The sequence below is a fragment of the Thiosulfativibrio zosterae genome (assembly GCF_011398155.1).
GTDB lineage: Bacteria > Pseudomonadota > Gammaproteobacteria > Thiomicrospirales > Thiomicrospiraceae > Thiosulfativibrio > Thiosulfativibrio zosterae.
Window position 1 is genome coordinate 1,310,638 of sequence record NZ_AP021888.1, and the last position, 24,865, is coordinate 1,335,502.

19 protein-coding genes are annotated in these 24,865 nt (G+C 41.3%); 13 read left to right on the forward strand and 6 right to left on the reverse strand.

All coding sequences use genetic code 11. From position 1 onward, the window contains the following. Positions 1-16 precede the first annotated feature (16 nt). On the reverse strand, positions 17-484 hold the full coding sequence (locus THMIRH_RS05990; protein ID WP_198415255.1) for a peroxiredoxin: 468 nt from the start codon (positions 482-484) through the stop codon (positions 17-19). Positions 485-675: 191 nt separating this feature from the next. Between THMIRH_RS05990 and dapA the strand changes: the two genes are divergently transcribed. The 4 genes from dapA to THMIRH_RS06010 all read left to right on the forward strand — a co-directional run bounded on the left by dapA (position 676) and on the right by THMIRH_RS06010 (position 8,793). Continuing rightward, complete coding sequence (gene dapA, locus THMIRH_RS05995) at positions 676-1,554, forward strand: 4-hydroxy-tetrahydrodipicolinate synthase (RefSeq protein WP_207710573.1); 879 nt, start codon at positions 676-678, stop codon at positions 1,552-1,554. Then, positions 1,555-2,745 (forward strand): outer membrane protein assembly factor BamC, encoded by a 1,191-nt coding sequence (locus THMIRH_RS06000; RefSeq protein ID WP_173291237.1) that lies wholly within the window; start codon positions 1,555-1,557, stop codon positions 2,743-2,745. It begins immediately after the preceding gene. Between the two features lie 72 nt (positions 2,746-2,817). Further along, positions 2,818-6,702: a phosphoribosylformylglycinamidine synthase gene (gene purL / locus THMIRH_RS06005; protein WP_173291238.1), complete on the forward strand. Its 3,885-nt coding sequence runs from the start codon at positions 2,818-2,820 to the stop codon at positions 6,700-6,702. Between the two features lie 177 nt (positions 6,703-6,879). After that, positions 6,880-8,793 carry a 5'-nucleotidase C-terminal domain-containing protein gene (locus THMIRH_RS06010; RefSeq protein WP_173291239.1) on the forward strand — a complete coding sequence of 638 codons (1,914 nt, stop codon included), beginning with the start codon at positions 6,880-6,882 and terminating at the stop codon, positions 8,791-8,793. 79 nt (positions 8,794-8,872) lie between these two features. Here THMIRH_RS06010 and THMIRH_RS06015 read toward each other — a convergent pair whose 3' ends face one another. Further along, positions 8,873-10,279, reverse strand: coding sequence for an exonuclease domain-containing protein (locus THMIRH_RS06015; RefSeq protein ID WP_173291240.1), 1,407 nt, complete (start codon positions 10,277-10,279; stop codon positions 8,873-8,875). A gap of 370 nt (positions 10,280-10,649) precedes the next feature. Here THMIRH_RS06015 and THMIRH_RS06020 point away from each other — a divergent pair, with 370 nt between their 5' ends. The 8 genes from THMIRH_RS06020 to THMIRH_RS06055 all read left to right on the forward strand — a co-directional run bounded on the left by THMIRH_RS06020 (position 10,650) and on the right by THMIRH_RS06055 (position 19,071). Further along, complete coding sequence (locus THMIRH_RS06020; RefSeq protein ID WP_173291241.1) at positions 10,650-11,696, forward strand: NADP(H)-dependent aldo-keto reductase; 1,047 nt, start codon at positions 10,650-10,652, stop codon at positions 11,694-11,696. Between the two features lie 52 nt (positions 11,697-11,748). Continuing rightward, positions 11,749-12,615, forward strand: coding sequence for an alpha/beta hydrolase (locus THMIRH_RS06025; RefSeq protein WP_173291242.1), 867 nt, complete (start codon positions 11,749-11,751; stop codon positions 12,613-12,615). 87 nt (positions 12,616-12,702) lie between these two features. Next, positions 12,703-13,296 carry a histidine phosphatase family protein gene (locus tag THMIRH_RS06030; RefSeq protein WP_173291243.1) on the forward strand — a complete coding sequence of 198 codons (594 nt, stop codon included), beginning with the start codon at positions 12,703-12,705 and terminating at the stop codon, positions 13,294-13,296. Positions 13,297-13,596: 300 nt separating this feature from the next. Further along, the gene (locus THMIRH_RS06035; protein WP_173291244.1) at positions 13,597-16,785 is read left to right on the forward strand and encodes a phosphorylase b kinase regulatory subunit alpha/beta; all 3,189 of its coding nucleotides are present in this window, start codon (positions 13,597-13,599) and stop codon (positions 16,783-16,785) included. Positions 16,786-16,824: 39 nt separating this feature from the next. Then, positions 16,825-17,808 carry a glucokinase gene (glk, locus tag THMIRH_RS06040; protein WP_173291245.1) on the forward strand — a complete coding sequence of 328 codons (984 nt, stop codon included), beginning with the start codon at positions 16,825-16,827 and terminating at the stop codon, positions 17,806-17,808. Positions 17,809-18,044: 236 nt separating this feature from the next. Beyond that, positions 18,045-18,491 carry a tyrosine-type recombinase/integrase gene (locus THMIRH_RS06045; RefSeq protein ID WP_173291246.1) on the forward strand — a complete coding sequence of 149 codons (447 nt, stop codon included), beginning with the start codon at positions 18,045-18,047 and terminating at the stop codon, positions 18,489-18,491. Positions 18,492-18,494: 3 nt separating this feature from the next. Then, a complete protein-coding gene (locus THMIRH_RS06050; RefSeq protein WP_173291247.1) occupies positions 18,495-18,803 on the forward strand; it encodes a type II toxin-antitoxin system RelE/ParE family toxin in 309 nt (102 codons plus the stop codon). Continuing rightward, the gene (locus tag THMIRH_RS06055; RefSeq protein ID WP_173291248.1) at positions 18,787-19,071 is read left to right on the forward strand and encodes an addiction module antidote protein; all 285 of its coding nucleotides are present in this window, start codon (positions 18,787-18,789) and stop codon (positions 19,069-19,071) included. Before THMIRH_RS06050 ends, THMIRH_RS06055 begins: the two co-directional genes overlap by 17 nt. 134 nt (positions 19,072-19,205) lie before the next feature. Here THMIRH_RS06055 and THMIRH_RS06060 read toward each other — a convergent pair whose 3' ends face one another. The 4 genes from THMIRH_RS06060 to THMIRH_RS06075 form a co-directional block, all read right to left on the reverse strand. After that, on the reverse strand, positions 19,206-19,460 hold the full coding sequence (locus THMIRH_RS06060; RefSeq protein WP_173289494.1) for a hypothetical protein: 255 nt from the start codon (positions 19,458-19,460) through the stop codon (positions 19,206-19,208). After that, the gene (locus THMIRH_RS06065) at positions 19,457-19,927 is read right to left on the reverse strand and encodes a CopD family protein (RefSeq protein WP_173291249.1); all 471 of its coding nucleotides are present in this window, start codon (positions 19,925-19,927) and stop codon (positions 19,457-19,459) included. The genes THMIRH_RS06060 and THMIRH_RS06065 overlap by 4 nt, the downstream gene beginning before the upstream one ends. 11 nt (positions 19,928-19,938) lie before the next feature. Then, positions 19,939-20,787, reverse strand: coding sequence for a sulfurtransferase (locus tag THMIRH_RS06070; protein ID WP_173291250.1), 849 nt, complete (start codon positions 20,785-20,787; stop codon positions 19,939-19,941). 379 nt (positions 20,788-21,166) lie between these two features. Continuing rightward, the gene (locus THMIRH_RS06075) at positions 21,167-23,053 is read right to left on the reverse strand and encodes a sigma 54-interacting transcriptional regulator (protein ID WP_173291251.1); all 1,887 of its coding nucleotides are present in this window, start codon (positions 23,051-23,053) and stop codon (positions 21,167-21,169) included. A 305-nt stretch (positions 23,054-23,358) separates the two neighbouring features. Here THMIRH_RS06075 and THMIRH_RS06080 point away from each other — a divergent pair, with 305 nt between their 5' ends. Then, positions 23,359-24,825, forward strand: coding sequence for an ABC transporter substrate-binding protein (locus tag THMIRH_RS06080; RefSeq protein ID WP_173291252.1), 1,467 nt, complete (start codon positions 23,359-23,361; stop codon positions 24,823-24,825). The last annotated feature ends 40 nt before the right edge of the window (positions 24,826-24,865 follow it).

Sequence of the window (24,865 nt, forward strand, 5' to 3'; positions counted from 1 at the left end):
GTGAGTAATCGTGTATTTAGAGATAAGTTTTTAAAGTGTCTATAACCGATGCAACATGCCCTTTAACAGAAACTTTTCGCCATTCATGAATCAATTTACCTTCTGGGTTGATTAAAAAAGTAGATCGTTCAATGCCAAGGTATTCTTTGCCATAGTTTTTCTTTAATTTGATGACATCAAATAATTGGCAGAGGGTTTCATCAATATCCGCAATCAGTTCAAATTTAAAATTCTGTTTCGCGATGAAATTTTGATGCTTTTTTAAGCTGTCTTTTGATACCCCAATCACTTGTGTGTTGAGAGATTTTAATAATTCTACTTGCTCAGAAAACTCTAAACCTTCGGTTGTGCAACCAGGTGTGTTGTCTTTGGGGTAGAAATATAACACAGTGAATTGCCCCAGAAAGTCTTTTGAAGTCATGTATTTGTCGGGGGTTGATGTGACTGAAAACTCTGGAAGAGTATCGCCAATTTTGATGCTCATATGCTTACCTTTGAGAAGAAATACAAGGTTAGTATGCCGTCTTTAAATAGGATATTCCAATGAAATTTCGTTGAAATTAATTGAGGGTTTTTAAGCCCCGCAAAGTCGGGAATAATTGCTTGAAGAAAAGGGCTTTAGGCGGTAATATTACGCTCCTGTAACTTGTAAAGTAATTCTTAGGGAGTAAACCTGTGTTTAGAGGCAGCATGGTTGCGTTGGTAACCCCAATGCATGAGGATGAGTCTGTTGATTTTGAAGCTTTAGAGAAATTGGTTGAGTTTCACATAAAATCAAAGACCAAGGCCATCGTTGCGATGGGCACTACCGGTGAATCTGCCACTTTAACTTTTGAAGAACATTGTGAAGTCGTCAGATTTGTTGTTGAAAAAACAGCTGGTCGCATTCCAGTGATTGCAGGCACAGGAGCCAATTCTACTCAAGAAGCTATTGAATTGACTGAATGCGCCAAAAAAGCAGGGGCTGATGCTTGTTTACTGGTTACGCCTTATTACAATAAACCGACTCAAGAAGGCTTGTACCTTCACCATAAAAAAATAGCTGAATCGGTTGATATACCTCAAATTTTATACAATGTACCTGGGCGCACAGCCTGTGATATGTTGCCTGAAACCATTGCCAGATTAGCCAGCGTTAAAAATATTATTGGTGTAAAAGAAGCAACGGGTGATTTAACGCGTGTGACTAAAATTCAAGATTTACTCGCAGGTCAAGAGTTTGATTTATACACGGGTGATGATGCAACGGCCATCGATTTTATCTTGATGGGTGGACACGGTGGTATTTCAGTCACCGCAAATGTTGCCCCGCTTGAACTCAGTGAAGCCTATGACTTAGCCTTAGCAGGTAAAGCAGAAGAAGCCAAAGCCAAAGACGCACCTTTGCAGGGTTTACACAGCAAATTATTTGTAGAAGCCAATCCAATCCCCGTTAAATGGGCAATGAATCAAATGGGGCTGATTGGTCCCGCCTTGCGTTTACCTTTGACGCCCTTGTCAGCTCAATGTCATGATGTAGTTAAACAAGCGATGATCGAAGCAGGAATTATTTAAGTGTCTTATTCAAACAGTTTGCCTTACTCTTTAACCTCTCATAAAACTTTATGGACTTCTTGTGTTTTATCAGCTTTGTTAGCCTTATCAGGCTGTGAATCTTTAAACTCTAAAGATGCTTCTGGCTCAGAAGGGGATTACAGATCCACTGAGTCTTCGCTGTCACAATCACTTGAAATGCCCCCAAATCTCATAGCGCCCAACTTTCAAAAAGACGAGTTTTACAAAATTATTGATAGCGCTAGCACCGAAGAAACCAATTTGATTCCTTCTTATCAAGCTAAGGGCTTAGCAGTTAAGTCTAATTTGGGTGAACGCTGGTTAGAAATGGACACGGTTGATGGTGATAAGGTTTGGACCGGTCTAGAAGCATTTTTAAACTCTATGGGCTTTAGTATTAAATCGGCTCGTAAAGATATTGGGGTGATTGAAACCAACTTTACGCCTAGAAAAGAGTTGGTTCCGCTTGATGATCAAGGCCCTTTAACCAAGCTATTAAACAGCTGGCGTTCAGAGTTCGCAGAAGGTGCCTATGATCGTTTGATTGCCCGTGTTGAAATGGATGCGCAAACTCAAAAGACGCGTGTTTATTTTTATCATGCCAATATTTTCAGCGGGGTAGACGCAGATGGTGACACCACGCTGGGTAATTCCAAAATCCGTCCAAGCAATCCATTCTTTGAAGCAGAAGCTTTATATCAGGCAATGATTTTCTTCGGTGCTGTTCAAGCAGATGCATTGCAGCAAATTGAAATGACTGAAAATCGTATGGAGTTAACTCAGGGGACGGCTTTTGATGGTTTGAAACTAAAAGCTGGTTTAGAAGAATCCTGGACTTACTTTAAAGCCATGACTTATCGTGTCAATTGGTCCATTGAAAAAATGGATGCTGATAATCACCAGGCCTGGTTAAAATTACCTGACGAAATTAGAAAAGATACCTCACTCACTTCTAAGTTAGCTTTTTGGCGTGATAAAGATTCTATGGTGTTGCCAGAAATCATCAAGTTTAGTTTAACACCCATTGAAGATGCTAAGACTGGTCAGCCTATCGATCCACCTATGAGCCTTTTGCAGGCGCGTTCGCTTGATGAAGAAGTGCCTTTAGATGAGGCTGCCCGTAAATTGGTGTTTGAGCGTTTAGGGTTGCTCAATACAAAAAATTCTGAAAAAGATGTTGGCTCAAAATAAAGTCTGATTCAATTTAGGTTTTGATTTAAGCCTCTACAGATATTTAGAGGCTTTTTGTTATAAGGAAATATTATGCAAGTTATTTGGGGTAATTCAGCGCTTTCTGAATATCGTCGTGGTCAGCTTTTAACTAAGTTGAGTGCAGTGGGTGACATCACAGAAGTCCATGCGCAATATATTTATGTTATGGACTGCGATGAAATTCTTTCTGCGGAAGAAGAAAGTCATCTTAAGAAATTGCTCAATGGTGATCAGTCTGATAAGACCTTACCCTTAACCAAAAATGCTTGTATTGTTGCACCTCGTGTCGGCACCATTTCTCCTTGGGCCTCTAAAGCAACCGATATAACTCATACTTGCGGCATTAATCGTATCAAGCGAATTGAGCGAGCCATTGTTTATCGCTTTGTTGGCATTGAAGCAGGCTTGCAGTCACAAATGGAAGCCATGATTCACGACCGAATGATGCAAACAGTATTCCATGACATCGTCGATTTGAAGGCACTTTTTTCACATCAATCGCCAAAAGCTTACAGTGAAGTGGATGTTTTAGGTGGTGGCAGACCGGCATTAGAAGCCGCAAATAAATCCATGGGTTTGGCATTATCATCTGACGAAATTGATTATCTAGTGTCTGCTTTTGAAGGGTTAAAGCGCAATCCTGTTGACGCTGAGTTGATGATGTTTGCACAAGCGAACTCTGAACATTGTCGTCATAAAATTTTTAATGCTGATTGGACGATTAATGGTGAAGATAAATCTCATTCGTTGTTCGGCATGATTCGTAATACTTATCAAAAAAATCCTCAAGGCGTTTTATCTGCTTACAGTGATAACGCGGCAGTGGTTGAGGGGTCTTTGGCCTCCAGATTTTTTCCAGATCCAAAAACACGCGTATATGCAGCTCATCCAGAAAATGTACATTTTCAAATCAAGGTTGAAACCCATAACCATCCCACGGCTATCTCTCCTTGGCCAGGTGCTGCAACGGGTGCCGGTGGCGAAATACGAGATGAGGGGGCAACTGGCCGTGGTTCAAAACCTAAGTCAGGTTTAACAGGTTTTACCGTTTCTAACTTAAATATTCCAGGCTTTGAACAGCCATGGGAAAGACCTTATGGCAAACCCTCTCGTATTGTATCTGCTTTAGATATCATGATCGAAGGCCCTTTAGGCGCGGCTGGATTTAACAATGAGTTTGGTCGTCCTGCCATTAATGGTTATTTCCGTACCTATGAAAATGCCATGATTACGCATGATGGACTTGAAGTGCGTGGTTACCACAAACCCATTATGTTAGCGGGTGGTTTAGGGAATATTCGTGAACAGCACATTAAAAAGAATATGATTCCGGTTGGCGCAAAACTGGTTGTTTTGGGTGGCCCTGCGATGTTGATTGGTTTGGGTGGTGGAGCTGCTTCATCGGTTGACAGCGGCGCAGGCTCTGAAAAACTAGACTTTGCATCAGTGCAACGCGAAAACCCAGAAATGGAGCGTCGTGCCCAAGAGGTTATTGACCGTTGTACTTATTTAGGTGAAGAGTCTCCGATTGCATCAATTCATGATGTGGGTGCGGGTGGTTTATCCAATGCTTTCCCAGAGTTGGTCAATGATGCTGGGCGTGGTGGTAAATTTGATTTGCGTTCCGTGCCCAATGACGAACCCGGCATGTCTCCGATGGAAATCTGGTGTAACGAGTCACAAGAGCGTTATGTGATTGCCATTTATCCTGACAAAATTGCACAGTTTGAAGCCATATGTCAGCGTGAACGCTGTTTATATGCCATAGTCGGTGAGGCAACCGCTGAACAAAAGCTGGTGGTAAACGATACGGTTTTTGACAATAATCCCGTGGATATGCCCCTTAATGTGTTATTGGGCAAACCACCCAAAATGCACCGTACGGCAGAAAGCCGGCAAATTCCGCAGCCTGGTTTTGAAACGGCTGTGCTGGATTTAACAGATGTGACAGAGCGCTTATTAAGCTTGCCAACCATCGCCAGTAAAAGTTTTTTAATCACCATTGGTGACCGCTCTATTACCGGTATGGTGACGCGTGATCAAATGGTGGGTCCTTGGCAGGTTCCGGTAGCCAACGCTGGGATTACATGTAGTGATTATTTAGGTTACACCGGTGAAGCCATGGCTTCTGGGGAAAGACCGCCGGTGGCGTTGATTAACCCCAAGGCTTCAGCACGCTTGTCGATTGCAGAGGCGATTACCAATATAGCCTGTGCTAAGATCGCCAAAATGAGCGATATTAAAATTTCTGCTAACTGGATGGCAGCAGCTGGGCATCCGGGTGAAGATTCTGCGCTTTATGATGCAGTAGAAGCGGTGGGCATGGAGCTTTGCCCTGCACTGGGTATTGCGGTTCCAGTGGGTAAAGACTCTATGTCGATGAAGACCGTTTGGGAAGACAATGGGGTTGCAAAATCAGTTACTTCACCTATGTCACTCAATATTACCACCTTTGCACCTGTAGAAGATGTTCGTAAAACGGTCACACCGCAATTGCGTAACGATTTGGGTGCGACAGAATTGTTATTGATTGATTTGGGTCGCGGTCAAAACCGTGTCGGCGCGAGCTGCTTGGCTCAGGTTTACAATCAATTAGGTGATGTATCCGCTGACTTGGATAATGCGCAAGATTTATTGAATTTGTTTGATGCGGTGCAAGCCTTAATGGCTGATGACTTATTGTTGGCTTACCATGACCGCGCCGATGGTGGATTGTTAGTCACCCTGCTAGAAATGGCATTTGCAGGTCACACAGGTTTAAATGTGGATGTATCTACTTTAGGAGCTGAGCCGATTGCAGCTTTGTGTGCGGAAGAGGTCGGTGTTGTCATTCAAGTTAAACAAGCCGATAAAGACAAGGTTGAAGCCATATTGAATCAATTCAAGCTTGCTGATATGTCGCACTGGATTGCAGAGCCGTCAGATACGGATGACATTATTATTGTTTGTAATGACGAAGTATTGTTGGATGAGTCTCGTAAAGCATTGCAACAAATTTGGTCAGAAACTTCTTATCGTATGCAGGCCATTCGTGATAATGCGGATTGTGCGCAACAAGAGTTTGATGCCATCGAGCATGACGAAAATACGCATTTGAATCCGCTGGTCACTTTTGATATCAATGACGATATCACCTTGCCATATGCACATTTGCCAAGACCCAAAGTGGCTATTTTGCGGGAGCAGGGTGTTAATGGTCAGCAAGAAATGGCAGCGGCCTTTACGAAAGCAGGTTTTGATGCCGTTGATGTACATATGACGGATGTTTTATCTGGCGAACTCAGTTTTGATGACTTCCGCGGTCTAGTGGCTTGTGGTGGTTTCTCTTATGGGGATGTGTTGGGTGCAGGTCGCGGTTGGGCAAATTCTATTTTGTTTAACGATACAGCTCGCAGCACTTTTGAAACATTCTTCAAACGCCAAGATACTTTTACACTGGGTGTTTGTAATGGTTGCCAAATGTTGTCTAATCTTAAAGAGATTATTCCTGGGGCTGAAGGTTGGCCAGCTTTTGTGCGTAATCAGTCTGAACAATTTGAAGCGCGTTTTTCGCAGGTTGAAATTGTTGACTCTCCATCCGTGTTACTCAAAGGAATGGCGGGTTCTCGCATTCCGGTTGCTGTGGCACATGGTGAAGGTCGTATGGATTTTGGTGCAGGTTCAATGGCGGATGTTGAAGGTTTGGTTGGTGTGCGTTATGTTGATGCGGCTGGCAATCCGACTGAAGCTTATCCCTTTAATCCAAATGGAACTCAAGCAGGTTTAACCGGTTTGACCACACCCGATGGTCGCGTGACCATTATGATGCCACATCCAGAACGCGTTTTTAGAGCAGTGCAAAACTCTTGGCATCCAGATGACTGGATTGAAGATGCACCTTGGATGAGATTGTTTAGAAATGCTCGTAAATGGGTAGCCGACACGGTTGACGCCTAAGCTTTCTTGAGTTTGGGGTGTTTTGCGTATAAGTAAAACCTTATTGGTATATAACCACAGCTTATTAGACTTATGCGGTTAATTGCATTAGTATTAATAAAATTTATTTCAACGCTTGCGCTATTGAATTTATTTAATAGTTCAAGCCAATTTAACTGACTAAAACGGAGCGGACCTATGTCTCTAAATCGTCGTGAATTTCTTCATGTAATGTCTTTGGCAGCAGCAGCAGGTATGTTACCTGGTACTGCAAAAGCAATGTCTGGAAGTCCAGCTAAGAAAATGGGTTCAGCAGCCACTGCTGAAATGTACAATCTACCTATGAAAGGTAAGGTTCGTTTACTGCACATCACAGATACTCACGCACAATTAAAGCCAATTTATTTCCGCGAGCCTAATGTAAACCTAGGTACTGGTCCAGCATTCGGTAAGTTACCACACGTTGTTGGAACTAAATTATTGAAAGAAATTGGTGTTGCGGAAAACACACCTTTAGCACACGCATTTTCATATATTAACTTCCAAGATGCCTCTGAGCAATATGGTAAGGTTGGTGGTTTTGCACACGTTAAGACTTTGTTAGATAAGCTACGTGAAGCAGCTGGCGGACAAGACAATACCTTGACTATGGACGGTGGTGACTTGTGGCATGGTTCTGGTACGGCCCTTTGGACTCGTGGACAAGATATGGTTGAAGCCTCTAACTTGTTAGGTGTTGACATCATGACAGGTCACTGGGAATTCACTTACAAAGAAGAAGAAGTTTTAACAAACCTTAACAAGTTCAAAGGTGAATTTTTAGCGCAAAACATTCGTGTTAAAGAAGATTCCTTGTTTGGTGACGCTTACCGTGAAATGGTTGGTCAGCAAAATGGTATGGGTCTTTATGATGAAGAGTCAGCTCGCCCATTCAAACCTTACACTGTTAAAATCGTTAACGGTGAAAGAGTTGCTGTTGTTGGTCAAGCTTTCCCACGTACTGCAAATGCTAACCCACAATCTAACTTCCCAGACTGGTCATTTGGTTTACGTGAAGATGATTTACAAGACACTGTAAACCATATCCGTGAAAATGAAAAAGTGGCTGCAGTTGTGATGATTTCTCACAACGGTATGGACGTTGATATCAAAATGGCATCACGTGTTGATGGTATTGATGCAGTATTCGGTGGTCACACGCATGATGGTATTGCTAAGACAATCCCAGTTAAAACACCTAATGGTGGTGTTTGTCACGTAACTAACGCAGGTTCAAACGGTAAGTTTGTAGGTTGTATGGACTTAGACATTGTGAATGGTAAATTAAAAGGTGTTAACTACACTTTATTACCAGTGTTCTCAAATGTACTAGCAGCAGATGCAACCGTTCAAACATTTATTGATCACCTATACACTAAAAAGTATGATGAAAACATCATTGAATCTCGTGACCCATCGCGTGCTTACAGCAAAGAGCGTTTAGGTAAAACTTATGGTGAAATCTTAGGTGAAGAATTAGCTGTTGCTGAAGATACTTTATACCGTCGTGGTAACTTCATGGGTACTTGGGATCAAATCATTGTTAACGCCTTGCGTGAAGAGCACGATACTCAAATCGCTATGTCAGCAGGTGTTCGTTGGGGAACTTCAGTTCTTGCGGGTGAAATGATCACTATGGAACGTGTGATGGACGAAACTTCAATGACTTATGGTGAAACTTATAAGTCTGAAGTGACTGGTGCACAAATGAAAGATATCCTAGAAGGTATCTGTGAAAACCTATTCCAAAAAGACCCATACCTACAATCGGGTGGTGACATGGTTCGTTTAGGTGGTATGGATTACACTTGTGAGCCAAATGCTTCCTTAGGTAACCGTATTTCTGAAATGCGTTTAGATGATGGTACGCCACTTGAAGCCAACAAAAAGTACTCTGTTGCTGGTTGGGCTCAGGTTGAGGCCGTTGGTTCTGGTCGCTTAATGTGGGATGTGGCTGCTGATTACTTGCGTAACCACAAATCAAGCACTAAGTTGAAGAAAGTAAACCATCCTAAGCTTAAAGGCGTTAAAGACAACCCAGGTATCGAAAACTACCCAGGTCAAATGGCTTAATCATTTAAGATTAAGTTAGTAGAGTTACAAAAAACCCTCGATTCGAGGGTTTTTTTATTTGAGACCTTTTACAATTTATCTATCTACGCAATTGCGTAATCTGCAGTGCTTGATTTGGCTTTAATAAAAAGTTACATAAAATTTTGTAAGTATCCAATTCAATCATTAAATCTTCTTGTTTAGAAGTTATCAAATCTTCTAAGTCTGACTCATTATCCGCACTACCTAACCAGCACCATTGGTCAATTAAATGAATTTGTTCGATGTTTTCTGACATTTCTTTAACCAAGATCGGTGTTTTCCATGGCCAGACCTTTTGTTTAAGAGGTTGCAATGCCATTTCTAGGCGTAGATTATAAAGCTCTGGTTTTTCCTGCCCAACACAAGCGCCTTTGCAGCGTTTTAATTGAAATGCGAAGCAGGTCCCAGATTTTTTCTTTTCTAAACCTGTCAGTCGTTGGCAAAGTTGATGTTGAGCCACGCGTTTTTCTAAGTCTTCCAATGCTTGCTTTTTTGAACGATATAAACCATAAGATTGTATGAGTTCAGCGGGCGATAAATCACTTGTGGTGTTCAAAATTAAGGTGTTATAGCCAGCAGCATCTTTGCTTAACGCAAAGCGCCATAGGTGAGTTGTTTTTCTCAGTCGGACATTATAGGTTGGGCTAATGCGTTTAACTTCTCTGGCTTCAAGCAGTTGTGCTCCTAAATCTCCGCTGCACTCTGTCCAGTCAATATGAGCAATTTCTTGTGTTATTTTGTGATCTTTGGCAGTTTGTTGTCCGGCACTAAAGTGACTGAGAATTCGGGTGCGTAGGGTGACCGATTTGCCAACGTAGATAACTGTGCCAGCCGCATTATAAAACCGATACACGCCTGGGGAATCTGGGCAGTTTTCAAGGGTTTCTGCATCTAAATTTGGTGGCAAACTGGGTTGTTTTAATTGTTCAAGCAGGGCTTGCTCAATCACCGTGCTTGAATGATATTCTGGCAGTTTTTGAAAAAATTGCCATATCATTTCAGCATCGCCCATCGCTCTGTGTCGAGCATCGCAGGTGAGTTGAAAGTGTTCAATAATTTGGTCTAAACCGTGGCGTTGTGCTTCTGGAAAGAGCTGGCGAGACAATTTAACGCTACAAATAACAGGGGCTTTAAAGTCTAAGCCAACTTGCTTGAAGGCCGCTTTAATAAAACCATAATCAAAACGAGCATTATGTGCCACAAAGGTTTTATGGCTTAACCAAGCGGCTAATTCTTCTGCAATCTCTGCAAAAGAGGGCGCATCCATCACCATGGCGTTACTGATGCCCGTGAGGCGAGTAATCCAAGGCGGAATACTTTTTTGAGGTTTTAGAAGCGTTTGATAGCGTCCAACTTCTTCACCGTCACTGATGTGAATTAAGGCGATTTCGGTTATTTCTGCTTGATGGAGTTTGCCGCCGGTGGTTTCTATGTCAACAAAGACCAGATCTTTTAAATTTGCCATCTTACTCAGACTGACAACCAATCAAGAAAAATAGAGCGATAGAGATGAAAACAAAGGCCATCGCCAAATAGATAAAAATAGGGCTAAATTCAAGCATAAAGGATCTCTTTAAATTAATCTTAACTATCTTAATATTTTACCATTGGATAGAATTTGAAACTTTTGAAGCCTTAAGTTTTTAACTGTTTTTTTGGAGTTTAAATGAATTTTGCATGCATAAGATTAATCATAACAATGACTTAAAATTTATTTTTCAATATTATTTCATTCATCATTAACCAAGTCTTCATCTTTAGGTTTAACGGTTAAGTGATATTAATGCGGGGTTTTCAGTAGAATACTCTTTAATTGCAAAAGCCAAGGAGCTGAGATGATTTACAACAATTTAGGCGCTTCAGATATTCAGGTCAGCCGTATTTGTTTGGGCACTATGACTTGGGGAGAACAAAATACTCAAGAAGAAGCCTTTGCGCAAATGGATTATGCATTAGAGCAGGGCGTTAATTTTTGGGATACGGCCGAACTTTATGCGATTCCACCTAAAGCCGCGACTTACGGTAAAACTGAAATCATGATTGGTAATTGGTTTGCCAAAACTCATAAGCGTTCGCAAATTATTTTGGCTAGCAAAATGGCAGGGCCGGGCCCTGGATTTGTCGATCATATTCGAGGTGGACATAGCCAATTTAATGCTCAACAAATTCCATTAGCGATTGACGCATCTCTAAAGCGATTGCAAACAGATTACATTGATTTGTACCAACTTCATTGGCCCGAAAGACCGACCAATTATTTTGGACAATTAGGATTTCATGCACCCCAAAAACCCGCCGAGTTTACCCCGTTTGAAGAAACGCTCTTGGCATTAAGTGAACAGGTGAAGGCAGGCAAAATTCGCATGATAGGTTTGTCTAATGAAACCGCTTGGGGAGTGATGAAGTTTTTAGAAACGGCGCAACGCTTAGGCCTAGAAAAAATCATCACGATTCAAAACCCTTATAGCTTGCTGAACCGCAGTTTTGAAGTCAATTTAGCCGAAGTCAGTCATCATGAAAAAGTGGGCTTGTTGGCCTATTCACCTTTAGGTTTTGGTGTTCTCAGTGGTAAATATTTAAATGGTCAAAAACCTAAAGGGGCTCGTTTATCCTTATTTAACAATTACACACGCTATTCAAGTCCAAATGCCCAAAAAGCAACCGAGCTGTATGCCGCTTTAGCCAAAGGCAATGGCTTAACGCCCACCCAATTAGCGCTGGCATTTGTGAACAGTCGCCCCTTTGTGAGCGCAAATATTATTGGGGCAACCACCATGGAACAACTCAAAGAAAATATTGCATCCATAGAGATTCAGTTGTCTGACGAGGTGTTGGCCCAAATTGAGCGTATTCACAGCCAATATACTTATCCTTCTCCTTAAGGTTTTTTAGCGCCGATTAATGGATTCATAATCGGCAAACGAGTTTCCTCAAATGTTCTATTGGTTAATCCCTTTGCTGTTGATTGCGGCTTTTTTGGTGGCAATCCACATCAGTTTTCGTGCGCCGCGTTGTCCCAATCTTGAGCAACCAACCGCTTATGATTTACCCTTTAAGTTGATTGCTTTCAAAGGGCTACAAGGAACATTGTTGTCTGCGTGGTGGATTGAGGCAGCTCAAAAAAGTGATACGACCGTTTTAATCTTGCATGGCTGGGGTGCCAATAAAAGCATGATGTTACCCTTGGCCAAACCCTTTTATGCGGCGGGCTTTAATGTGTTATTGATAGATGCGCATAATCATGGAGACAGCCAAAAGAGAGGGGTATCGAATATGCCCAAATTTGCTGAAGACCTGAATTCAGCCATCAACTGGCTGCAAAAACACTATCCCACTGAAAATCAAAAGCAAATTATTGTAGGGCACTCAGTGGGTGCGGCGGCCACTTTATTGGCAGCCTCACAGGACATTCATGCCAATGCGTTTATCGCTATTTCGAGTTTTGCACACCCCAAGTTAATGATGCAAAGATATCTAAAACGCTTAGATGTTTTTCCTGGGTTAGTTACTTTGATTTCTAGTTATGTGCAATGGGTCATAGGCTATCGGTTTGATACGATTGCTCCGGTCAATACACTTCAGCAAATTCACAAACCTGTATTACTCATCCACGGTGATGCAGATCAGGTCATTCCGCTAAGTGACCATCTTTTGCTTTGCCAAGCGGCGGCAAAACAGTCGGTTGAGTGTCTGGAAATTGCTGGAGCAGATCACGATTCAATTGATAAAATAGAGCTGCATTTTAATAAGGTACTCAACTTTATTGAAAAATATTTAAATGCGTCTAGCAGTCAAAATTAAGCAAAAAAGCCCCTAAAACTAACCAGGCCTGGTTGTTTTTGGGTTAAAAATACCATAAAAACATTAGCTTATTTAACGGAGTTAACAATGAATCGAATTGTGTTGGTTGGCATACTTTTACTGTCTAACTTGTTAAGCTCTGTATCACACGCATCAGAAGAGGCTTTTTGGCAATTGCTTGAGGGCGGCCATAAAGTTTTGTTGGTCAGACATGCAACTCTCAGCGAAGAGTTTGGTAGTCCTTTTGTATTGGATGACAGTTGTTTTAGTGAACGCAATCTGAGTGATTTTGGAAGAGAACAGGCTCGCTGGATTAACCAGCAACTTAAAGCCCACTCTATTTTAGTTGAAGCTGTTATGGCAAGCCCACATTGTCGTACCCAAGAAACCGCACAACTCTTGGCTGAAGGATTGCAACAGGTAACGGTTAACCCCAGTTTGCGCTTAACCAAAGCGGTGAGTCCAGAAGTTGCAGAACGGAACATGGCAGCCACTCGAGATTTGATTCGCAATTATCAAGGCAAGGGAATTTTAATTTTGGTAACGCATCGACCCAATATTGGGGAATTAATTTATCAAAGTATTGAGCCGGCAGAAATGGCGGTTGTTGAAGCTTTTGCGGGTGATACCTTTGATATTTTAGCGCGCTTGCAAGTCCCTTTGATTAACCAAAATCAATAACCCTTGAGTGAGCTTAACTGCCATTGAGCTACATTTGGGTGTCGCAAAGCCTTTGAACATGAGAGCTGCCTGATCATTAACCGCATTTTGTTGGTGAATTTTGGCAGAGTTATTCAGATTTATTGGTAAACTTCGTCTTTTAAATGACAAGACCGACAACGCAATGCCACAGTAAGCCATTTTTAATATCCTAATGGCTCAGCGTTTAAAGTCTGCGCACTCAAACTTTTACGACAGCCCATCAAAGGTGATAGGTTAAACCGCCATCAAATTAAAATTTCTATACCTACAGGGAAAACCATGCACACAGAAAGCATAAAAACTTTAGATCGTTATTATCATCAGGTTTCCGATATTATTCTTGCTCGTCAAAATCCGATTACCGGTTTGCTGCCAGCCAGTACTGCCATTACGGCGCATGGCGATTATACCGATGCATGGGTTCGTGATAATGTTTACAGCATTCTGGCCATCTGGGGTTTAGGACTAGCCTATCGAAAAGTTAACGATACGGAAGGTCGTGCAGTGTTGCTTGAGCAGAGCGTTGTTAAGCTCATGCGTGGTTTACTGATTGCCATGATGAAGCAATCTCATAAAGTAGAAGCCTTTAAATTTACCCAAAATCCGTTGGATGCTTTGCACGCTAAATATTCCACCACCACAGGGGATTCGGTAGTGGGCGATGATGAGTGGGGACATTTACAATTAGATGCCACCAGCCTGTTTTTATTGATGCTGGCGCAAATGACTGCCTCAGGTTTGCACATCATTTACACGTTGGAAGAAGTCCACTTTATTCAAAACCTAGTGCATTATATTGGGCGCTCTTACCGCACCCCTGACTATGGTATTTGGGAGCGTGGCAACAAAATCAACCATGGTATTGCAGAGGTCAACAGCAGCTCAGTGGGAATGGCTAAGGCCGCACTAGAGGCCATGGATGGTTTTAACTGCTTTGGTTCAGAAGGGGGCATTAACAGTATTATTCATGTCATTCCCGATGAAATTGCCAGAGCGCGTATCACTTTAGAAGCAACTTTACCCGCAGAATCTCTCTCAAAAGAAGTCGATGCGGCAACGCTAAGTGTTATCGGCTTTCCAGCCTTTGCTTTAGAAGATGAGGAACTGGTTGACCTGACGCTTAATGAAGTGATTGATAAATTAGCGGGCAGATATGGTTGTAAGCGTTTCTTGCGAGATGGCCATCAAGCGGCGAATGAAGATGTTAATCGTCTGCATTACGAGCCAGAGGAGATGAAGCAGTTTGAGAATATTGAAAGCGAATGGCCGCTATTTTTCAGTTATCTGTTGCTGCATTTTTTATTCACCGACCAACCTGAAAAAGCCAAAGAATATCGTGAAAAACTAGAAGGTTTGCTGGTAGAACATAACGGGCAACAACTCTTACCAGAAATCTATTATGTGCCTTTAGAAAAGATAGAAGCGGAAAGACAAAATCCCGGTTCACAAGAGCGTCTTCCTAATGAAAATGTGCCTTTAGTGTGGGCGCAAAGTCTTTATCTGTTGGGCGCTTTAGTGCAAGATGGTTTGCTCGACATCAGTGATATTGATCCTTTAGGGCGTCACCAAAATATTGGTAAAAACATTGGCCGACAAATTCAGTTTTCTTTGATTGCTGAAAACGAAAAAGTTCAAGATAAACTGCATGAATATGGCTTAGTGACGCAAACGCTGGCACAATTAAAGCCGATAGAAATTTTGTCGGCCAGTTCGCTGGCAGAAGCGTTTGAATCCTTAGGGCGTTGTAAAAGTCTTGGGCTAACCGGGCGACCTCAGCGCAACCCCAGAGGCTTAACCACCGCTTGTGTTTATGAGTATCAAGGCAATCAGTTTATTTTCCAACCACAGTTTTTAAGTCGTCACGACTTTTATCTCACCCAAGATAACCGCATGTTGGTTAAGCGGTTAAAAATGGAAATGGGCTATATCTTTCGCCAATGGAATTTACCGGGAAGACCTTTGGTGGTCATGGTGGTGGATGAAGCAATGCTCAGCCGAGCGGGCAAAAGTGCGCTATTCAACTTTATGGAGGAGTGCCGTCACGGTAAAGTTGCGGATATCCCTGTAAAACTGGGTATGCTGAAAAACTTTTTACCAACATCCGCCAAAAGAAACTTACATTATTTAGAACATGCGCCAGGTGCTCACGAGCAAAGCGGTTTTTATTCTGAACAGTGTTTAGCGTTAAAGCAAATTCAAGCCAATTCTGCCAAAACGCTGGATGTGCAAGTGTGTCAAAAATGGGCAGATGCTGCTTTAATCGCGCAACTAGTGCATACCGAAAACTTGGCCGAGCAGTTTATGATGACTGAGATATTATTTCAGCGGCACGATGGCGCTTTCCAAACCGGATTATCGGGTTCTGATGGAACGCCCTGCACCTTGCAAAAACTGATGGAAGCCATTTATCTGCAAGCCAAAGAAGTTAACGACTGGAATATCATTCGTCGAGCAGCGGCTTGGTTAGGAAAGCATGATATTGACTTGGAAGGTGCGCTAACCGAAATTTTGGTGCGCAAAATTGCCCTAAGTGTTTCTCGCCAATACAGTAAACATTCCACCTTTAGACAACCTGCGGGTGCGGTAGAAATTCTTAGAATGATTAAAGAATTTAATCTGGATGACCTAAGAGCGCAAATTTTGACCCAAGAATTGATCTTAAATTTAGGCCTATTAATCCGCTCTCGCCCTGAGTTGCTCAATAATATGCCGTTGATCAGAACGGGCCAGCTATTGCAACTTTTGGCCGGCCATATTCGTTTTGCGCAAGGGCATGGCAGTGCTGATGATGCGTTGGATTTGTTAATGACCAAAGCACCTTACGAGATTGCTCAGGCACTTGAATATGTGCTTGAACACTACGCAGATGTTCAAGAGCAAATTTACAAACAAGAATTAATGACCTTCGATAAAACTGAGCACGACTTATATTTGCCAAAATTTGAGTCTAATATGAACCCCGAACTAGGCGAAGCGTTTGACTGGTATGAATGGCGAAAAATTCATGGCAGTATTGGCCGTTATTCACCGGGATTTTATGAAGGTGCTTGGGATGTGGTTAACCAAACGGCTGGCCTGAGTATTGGTGACCAATGGAATCCTAAGTTGCGTTTAAATCATGCGCTCAGTGCCAATATGACTCGTGGTGAAAAACTGTTTCAAGACAAGGTAGATCATTTATTAAATAAAACACCATTGCCAGAAGTGCGTCGCCTTTATGCCGAAGCCATCATGGTGCTGGGGTTAATTATGAAGGCCAATCAAGATTTGCACTCGCAAGACTTAATCTTTTTAGATGTGTTATTGGGGCATTCGGTGAGATTACACTGGTTATCCTTAGCCGACAATCAATTATCAGCTTATGAAGATGACCGCGAAAAAGCTTGGCAAGCCTTCTATTTGTTAGCACCCAATGAAGTTGCCAATGCGATAGTAGAGGCATTCCGTTTTTTACATAAAGCACAATAGTTTGCGCTGATTGAGTCGCATTACAATCAAGGAGTGAAGATGAAACAAATTCTAGCCGGAGATATTGGTGGCACTAAAACCGTGTTGGCGCTCTATCAGGTCAGCGATGACGGACTTAAAGAAGTTAAAAAATCCATGTTTGCCAGTGGCCAGCATGAACACTTTGAAGATTTATTGCGAGAGTTTTTGGGTTCCGCTACTCAAATCGATATGGCCTGTTTTGGGATTGCGGGCCCCATTAAAGAGCAGCGCTGTATTACAACCAACTTGCCTTGGACGATTGATGCCTTAGAAATCAGTCAAAGCCTAAAAATCCCTAAAGTACATTTGTTAAATGATTTAGAAGCCGCTGCTTATGGTATTTTGCAGTTGAATCAGTTTCATGAACTAAACCCTTCTGCAATTGAAAGAGCAGGGCATATCGGTGTCATAGCGGCGGGAACAGGCTTGGGTCAAGCCGTTTTATTTTTTGACGGTAAAAAACACCATGCCATGCCATCAGAAGGGGGGCACTGTGACTTTGCGCCACAAAGTCTGCAAGAAGATCAATTGCTCGTCTTTTTAAGAGAACGCTTTAAGGGGCATGTCAGCCTTGAGCGAATTTTGTCTGGTGATGGCTTTGGTCACCTGTATGACTTTTTAAAAGCGTCAGGTTTTGCTCAAGTGAATCCAGAACTAGAGGCGAAAATGCAAACGGGTGACCGCAATGCCTTGATTAGCCAAATGGGACTGGAACAATCAGACCCAATATGCACAGAAGCCTTGCGCCTGTTTTGCAGAATTTACGGCGCAGAAGCAGGAAATCTCGCGCTAAAAGTATTGCCATTGGGCGGGGTTTATATTGCCGGCGGCATTGCACCGAAAATTCGTCAAGCACTGGAGTCCGGTATTTTTATGGAAGGGTTTTTAGACAAAGGTCGTATGACAAGAGCGATTGAACAGATACCCGTTAGAATCGTCGATGACCCAGAAGCACCACTGTTAGGAGCAGCCTACTTTGCCAAAGTGTCTTTAAAAGATTAAATTGTTCCAAGTAAAAGCCTCAATTGACTTAATTTGACATAAAAATAACCAGGCCTGGTTATGGTTGCGTATTCAAGCGTTAGTATCTTCCAAAGGGAACCGACTTTAATCAAGTTACCCATAAACAGATAGATTTTGTTATGAACAGGCTAAACACTCGTCGTCGAAAAACACGAGATGGAAAACAACCCGCTGAGTTATTTTTAGGAAAAGCTGTTGATTTATTCGCTGCTTAAATGAAGTTGCACTTAATATGCGAATTCAAGATTAATAAACTACGCCATAAAAATGAATACCCAACTACAAATCCTCTATCAGACAAGGTTATTGAGCTTTTAAAATGTTGGCATGAGCAAAATGGTTCACCTCAATATGGATACGTGTTTGCAAATCCATCCACGGGAAAACCATTTTTACGTTTATACAAACCTTGGGAAAAGATTAAAGCCTTGGCTCAACTTCCAAATGAGCTTGAAAACTATACTTTAAGGCATAATTTTATCAGCCAGCTAGTAATGAATGGCGCAAACTTACTCAGTATCGCCAAGCTTGCAACCACCAGCGTAGAAATGATTGAACAACATTACGGCCATCTTCAGCCAGATCTACAAACAAGATATATTAATGACTTTGCCAATCAAACCGATAATAAAATTATCCAACTGGATAAAGTGGCGGTATAATCAATGATAATTAAAAAATTTAGATTGGATGGAGGCTATCCCTTTGATGAAAGCCTTGCACAAATTAAAGACCCATTGGCTAAGTCACGCGTCTTAGCCAGATTACGCCGACTAGAACTTGATAATCGCGGAGACTTTAAAAATATTGAAGGCTCTCTCTACGAATTGCGCATAGACGTTGGCCAAGGCTGGCGCGTTTATTATCAGCAAAAAGGAGATGAGCTTGTTTTGCTTTTCTTAACGGGAAACAAATCAACCCAATCTAAAGACATTGAAAAAGTAAAAGGATGGATTCATGAACAATCAAACTGAAGAAGATTTTAAAGTTTCAGATTATCTTCAAACCGCAGAGGATGTTAAAAATTATCTTCAAGCGGCTCTTGATGAAAACGACCCTGCTTTTTTTGTTGATGCGCTTGGAGTTGTCAGCAAATCAAAGGGGATGAAGCAAATTTCAGAACAAACTGGGCTTGGTTATCAAAGCCTTTATAAATCATTTGGCGAAGGTAAACACCCACGCTTTGAAACTGTTTACAAAGTCGTTCAAGCGCTAGGGCTAAACTTTAAATTAGTTGTATAATCATATCCTTAAATAAAATACCTACCTTATTTATAAATAATGTTGCATAACTTTAAAAAAATATAGATAAAAGTCCTTGAGAACATCCGTCTAAAATTTGGGGTGTATTTAGAAGTTCGCCTTGTGCGTTTCGGTCAGCCACTAAAAACCAAATGCTGGGACGTCCAAGGCATTGTTGAAAACGCTGGGCTTTGACGAGTGACCAAATCAATTAATTGGTCATTTCGATAGCTTCTCCAGCGGTTAATATCTTCAATATTCAGTTTTCGTGACTTGTTATTAAAGTTAGCAATCAGCAATTTTGAGTAGTTATCGACAAAGGTTTGTTGATAGATTCTGCCAACACCTTTTAAGGTGCCAACATAGATTCTTTTTGATGCTTCGCTCACACCCCTAAATAAGGGCCTGAAACGCCTATTATCGCCTCAAGAACCCCTAAGCTAAGGTTAATCGCAATGACTGGACGCATTTTTTGGTTCATTAATTTTCCTGCCTCAGGAAATTGTTGCTCCGCCACCAAGGTTTTAAACTTGGCAAACGGCACAAAATACAACCAAGCAAACAATACAATCATCAGCCAACCAATCCACTGCATGGCATGCAGATAGAGCGGCATGTGTGCTAAGTCGCCAAAACGGGCAAACCAGTCCCAATAGCCTGAGATAATCAGCGCAAAAATAAAGCCCCATACCCACGGGAAAAATCGCCCAAAAGCGTTCACCCAGAGTTGCAATCGCACAGGGGGTTCAAGCATCATCGCCGCAGGACGCAAAACACGATACGCGAAGAAAATACCGCCCACCCACAAAACCGCCGCAACGGTATGAATCGACATCATTATGCTGTCAAAGACCATAAAACACTCCTTTAAAATGGCAGTCCTTCTTCAATCGGCAACTCAGGGTTTCGTGACCATTCGTTCCAAGAACCAAAGTAGAGTTTTACATTATTCACACCCGCGGACTTCAGTGCAACCAAGGTATTAGAGGCGCGCGCACCTTTAAAGCAATACAAATAGACTGCAGAATCTTTGGTAATGCCCACGGTTTTACATTCGGCCAAAATTTCATCGGGGGTTTTTAATAAAGGCACTTTGCCAGGTTTCATCATGCGATACCATTCAATCCAAACTGCGCCTGGCAATCTGCCTTTGCGTGGGCAAAACTCTTTGCCGTAAGGCGAAGAACTGTCGGCAATCCATTCATCGACATCGCGCACATCCAACAAGACAATGTCCGTTCCAAGCGCTTTTAGAACCGCTTCTTGATCCACCATTAAACTGTCACCCGTGTCTTTCACTGGGAAGGATTTGGCGGCGGGCATCACCGGTTCCATATTGATTGGGTAACCACCTGCTAACCAAGATTGGTACCCTCCGTGCAAAATGCTAATTTTTTCATACCCTAAATAACCCAATATAAAATAACCACGGCAAGACTGACCAAAGCCCGTGTCCATTGAGTCTTCATAAAACACCGCGGTTTCGCTGCCCGATAAGCCCGCATCCCCAAACGCTTTGGCAAAGGTGGCTTTTAATTCTGCCAGGCCTTCTGGGCTAGACATGGCGAGATGAGTAAAAATACTGTGAATGTTGACGGCACCAGGAATATGACCTTGTTCAAAAGCCTCTGCTGAGCGGGTATCAATAATCACAACTGGCTCACGGTCAATCATTTGCGCCAAACTTGAAGCATTAATCAGTAATGGGGTGGACATTTTCTTTCTCCTTAACATTCAACCTTATTGGGTTGGTTTAGCTGATTTAAAATGCATCCCCACGCTGGGTGCTAACACAACAATCGTGTATTTTTCTATCTTAAAAGCAGGCAATAGACCACCAAAGCAATACGGTTAGATATCAATAAGTTATTAAAAATCATTAGGTTATTCCCATTTATTTATGTTTTTAAATGTAGATAAATGACAACATTAGGCAACAAACAAGAACATTCCAGTCTCTCGAAGTTGATTTTTCACCAGAACAGAAATTTAATTAGACTGTCGTTTTTAGAAATGTTGCGCCATTAAACTGTTCCAGTCTAATAATACCGAACACCTTTTTTGATAATCATCTTAAAGGGCTTAAATTTTGTTTTTAGTTGATGTATTGATGTCTATTAATTTGATATTTTTTAATGCGAGATGCAAGTGTGGTGGGTTTTATTTTTAATGCTTCTGCCGCGCCATTTTGTCCAAATATTTTGCCACGGCAAGCTTTAAGTGCATTAATAATATTTTGTTTATCTAGGTTCGATAGTTCTTGTTTAGTTTGTATTTGAAATGTATTTTCAATGTCGTTTTTTAAGGATGTGTAGTTCTGATTTGTTAGCGGTAGATTTAACTCCAGACGCGAATCGGTAGCTAAAATGATACCTCTTTCAATGACATTTAGTAATTCGCGAATGTTTCCAGGCCATTGATAATCAATTAATTTCTGTATATCACCTACGGTTAGTTGAATATTTGGTTTTACAAACTTTTTACGGGCAATTTTTAATAAGTGGTTAGCTAATAATGGAATATCTTCAGTCCTTTCACGCAGTGGGATTGACTCTATTGGGAAAACATTCAGTCTGAAAAACAAATCTTCTCGAAACTGTTTTTTTGCGACTTCTTCTTTTAAGTCTCGATTAGTTGCGGCAATGATTCTTACATCAACAGAGCGTGTTTTAGATTCACCGACGCGTTCAAATTGCTGTTCTTGAAGTACACGCAATAGTTTTCCTTGTAACTCAAAAGGTATTTCACCGACTTCATCTAAAAAAAGCGTTCCGCCATTTGCTAACTCAAAACGTCCTGCACGGTCATTTATTGCACCAGTAAAAGCCCCTTTAACATGACCGAAAAATTCACTCTCAAAGAGTTCTCTAGGGATAGAGGCGCAGTTCACTCTAATGAGTGGACGATTTTTGTGCTGACTACTATCATGAATTGCTCTGGCAATCAGTTCCTTACCTGTGCCTGACTCGCCACTAATGAGTACGCTAGCATCTGTAGGTGCAACCAGTTCAATTTGTTGAATGACTTTACGAATTGCGAGGCTTTTGCCAACAATTTCTTTATAGTGATGTTCTTCGCGATATTCTTCTTGTAAATAGGCATTTTCAAGTTCTAATCGTTTCTTTAGAGATTGCACTTCATTTAAGGCTTCGTGAAGTTTTCTTTCTGCAAGCTTCCTCTCGCTAACATCGCGAAAAATAACCACTGCACCTATGAGTTGATGGTTATCCATAATGGGCGTACTCGTGTATTCGACCGGAATAGGGTAATTATTTTTATGCCAAAAAATTTCATTATCTACATGACGCACTTCACCATCCCTAAAGGCTGCATAGATATGACAGTTTTTGCTTTCATAGTGATTCCCATCCTCACGGCTATGGTGAATCATTTCATGCATGCTTTTACCTATCAGTTCTTCAGATTTCCAACCCAATATTTTTTCAGCCGCTGGGTTTATGAAAGTAGTTTTTCCGTGAATGTCCACACCGTAAATGCCTTCACCAGCGGCCTCAAGAATAAGTTTATTTTCGTGTTCAAACTCACGAAAAATATGCTCTATGGTTTTCCAGTGTTCCAATCCATTTTGATGTAAAAATTTAGCGTCTGATTTAATCCGCCTGCGATTTATTTCTTGTTGGCTTTGTAGCGTAAGGCAAATAAACTCTTTTCTTTGATTGCTATTTTGGGATATTTTTCCCGCACTAACCTCGAGATAAATCGGTTGATCATCATTAAATTGGATGTGTAAATCTCTTGTCCAAGCGGTTGTTTTAATAAGTGCTTCTTCAGTAAAAGTGAACAGAGTAGGGATGCAGTGCCGAAATAATTGAGTTGCTTTTAAAGTTGTGAGTGTTTTATTTGATTGCTTTAGTAAAGCTTCAGCAGCTAGATTTACATAACAAATTTCATCCTTTACTGGGTCGATAATAATCATTGCATTAGGATTTTTGTTAAATGCATCACTAAAAATTTGAGACATGTTTAGACTCTTTCAAAAAGTATGATTGTATTAAATGAGTGCAAATGAGCGCGTTTTAATAAACAAAGCAAGGCTTATACCGATTACGAAATTTAGTAGTAGTGTTACGAAAAATTGTACTTTAACGAAAATTTGTAGTTATTTAGACGGTTGTTTTTAATGTAAAAATTCATGTTAAACAATTGGTTAAAAGTATTTTTATGTGCTGGCATATCTTCTGCTCAACATCTCATGATTTTAAAGAAATGAACACAATAGTTTAATTGCACCAAAATATTTACAAACCACGAGTCGAGGTATGAATCATGTCATTTAAAAGCTTGAACGATCCATTTAATGAAAAGAAAAGTTTGTTGCACAAAGCAGATTGCGATTGTCCAATTTGCAAAGTTGAATCATCACCGTTAAATCCATCTCAAAAGCAGGCTGAAGTTGAGCGTTCTGTTTATGAGTCATCTATTCAAGTTTACGGTAGTCATGAAATGCCAGAGCATAATTCGGCTTTAGATAGTAATGAAGCCATTATGGACAGGGCAATTGAGAGTGCGGTTGTACGCTCGGTGTTTGGACACAATGAATTTAGTCGCCGTTCATTTTTAAGTATGGTTGGAGCCGGTACGGCTGCTGCGGTTTTGGGTACTGTATTCCCAATGGAGGAGGCCAAAGCCGCTTTGAAAGAATCTATGGGTATGGGAAAACTTGAAAAAAGTAAGCTCAACATAGGTTTTGTACCGATTACTTGTGCTACGCCAATTATTATGGCTCACCCAATGGGTTTTTATGAAAAAAATGGTCTTGATGTCAGTCTAATTAAAACAGCTGGCTGGGCTGTGGCTCGTGATAAATCTTTAGCTAAAGAATATGATGCTGCACATATGTTGACACCTATGCCATTGGCAATGTCTATGGGGGCTGGTTCTACGGCTAAGCCATTCATTATGCCTACGGTTGAGAATATTAATGGTCAGGCAATAGTATTGCATGTTGATCACAAAGATAAGCGTGATCCAAAACAGTGGAAGGGCTTTAAGTTTGGCGTACCATTTGAGTATTCCATGCATAACTTCCTTCTTCGTTACTATGTTGCTGAACATGGTTTAGATCCAGATAAAGACATTCAAATTCGTGTCGTTCCACCACCAGAAATGGTTGCAAACTTACGAGCAGGAAACCTGGATGGTTACCTTTCACCTGACCCATTTAACCAGCGTGCAATTTGGGAAAAAGTCGGTTTTATTCATACATTAACTAAAGACATTTGGGAAGGACATCCTTGCTGTGCATTTGCCTGTAGCAAAGAGTTTGCTGTTGAAAACCCAAATACTTATGGTGCATTGTTAAGATCAATTATTGATGCAACTGAATATTCGGCCAAAGCTGAAAATCGCAAAGAAATATCTGCAGCGATTGCTCCTAAAAACTATCTAAATCAGCCTGTTCCAGTTATAGAGCAGGTATTAACGGGACGTTATGCTGATGGATTAGGTGGTGTTCAAAATGTTCCTGATCGAATCGATTTTGACCCTTTCCCATGGCATTCTATGGGTGTATGGATTCTAACGCAGATGAAGCGTTGGGGTTATATCGAAGGTAACATTGACTACAATAAAATCGCCGAAGAAGTTTATTTAGCTGCTGAAACTGGGAAAGTTATGAAGGAGTTAGGTTATGCGCCTCCTGAAAAAACTTACAAAAACTACTTCATCATGGGCAAGGAGTTTGACTACAACAAGCCAGAAGAATATATCGCTAGTTTTGCAATTAAACGTTAGCAATAGTCATTAAACCCTGTGACCAAGACTAAAGATATTG

Bases quoted from the DNA above. Each gene is read 5' to 3' on its own strand.
- THMIRH_RS06050 (WP_173291247.1), top strand. From the start codon at position 18,495: ATGATAATTAAAAAATTTAGATTGGATGGAGGCTATCCCTTTGATGAA.
- THMIRH_RS06015 (WP_173291240.1), bottom strand. From the start codon at position 10,279: ATGGCAAATTTAAAAGATCTGGTCTTTGTTGACATAGAAACCACCGGC.
- THMIRH_RS06025 (WP_173291242.1), top strand. From the start codon at position 11,749: ATGTTCTATTGGTTAATCCCTTTGCTGTTGATTGCGGCTTTTTTGGTG.
- glk (WP_173291245.1), top strand. From the start codon at position 16,825: ATGAAACAAATTCTAGCCGGAGATATTGGTGGCACTAAAACCGTGTTG.
- THMIRH_RS05990 (WP_198415255.1), bottom strand. From the start codon at position 484: ATGAGCATCAAAATTGGCGATACTCTTCCAGAGTTTTCAGTCACATCA.
- THMIRH_RS06035 (WP_173291244.1), top strand. From the start codon at position 13,597: ATGCACACAGAAAGCATAAAAACTTTAGATCGTTATTATCATCAGGTT.
- THMIRH_RS06030 (WP_173291243.1), top strand. From the start codon at position 12,703: ATGAATCGAATTGTGTTGGTTGGCATACTTTTACTGTCTAACTTGTTA.
- THMIRH_RS06065 (WP_173291249.1), bottom strand. From the start codon at position 19,927: ATGGTCTTTGACAGCATAATGATGTCGATTCATACCGTTGCGGCGGTT.
- THMIRH_RS06070 (WP_173291250.1), bottom strand. From the start codon at position 20,787: ATGTCCACCCCATTACTGATTAATGCTTCAAGTTTGGCGCAAATGATT.
- THMIRH_RS06045 (WP_173291246.1), top strand. From the start codon at position 18,045: ATGAAGTTGCACTTAATATGCGAATTCAAGATTAATAAACTACGCCAT.
- THMIRH_RS06010 (WP_173291239.1), top strand. From the start codon at position 6,880: ATGTCTCTAAATCGTCGTGAATTTCTTCATGTAATGTCTTTGGCAGCA.
- THMIRH_RS06075 (WP_173291251.1), bottom strand. From the start codon at position 23,053: ATGTCTCAAATTTTTAGTGATGCATTTAACAAAAATCCTAATGCAATG.
- THMIRH_RS06055 (WP_173291248.1), top strand. From the start codon at position 18,787: ATGAACAATCAAACTGAAGAAGATTTTAAAGTTTCAGATTATCTTCAA.
- THMIRH_RS06020 (WP_173291241.1), top strand. From the start codon at position 10,650: ATGATTTACAACAATTTAGGCGCTTCAGATATTCAGGTCAGCCGTATT.
- purL (WP_173291238.1), top strand. From the start codon at position 2,818: ATGCAAGTTATTTGGGGTAATTCAGCGCTTTCTGAATATCGTCGTGGT.
- THMIRH_RS06080 (WP_173291252.1), top strand. From the start codon at position 23,359: ATGTCATTTAAAAGCTTGAACGATCCATTTAATGAAAAGAAAAGTTTG.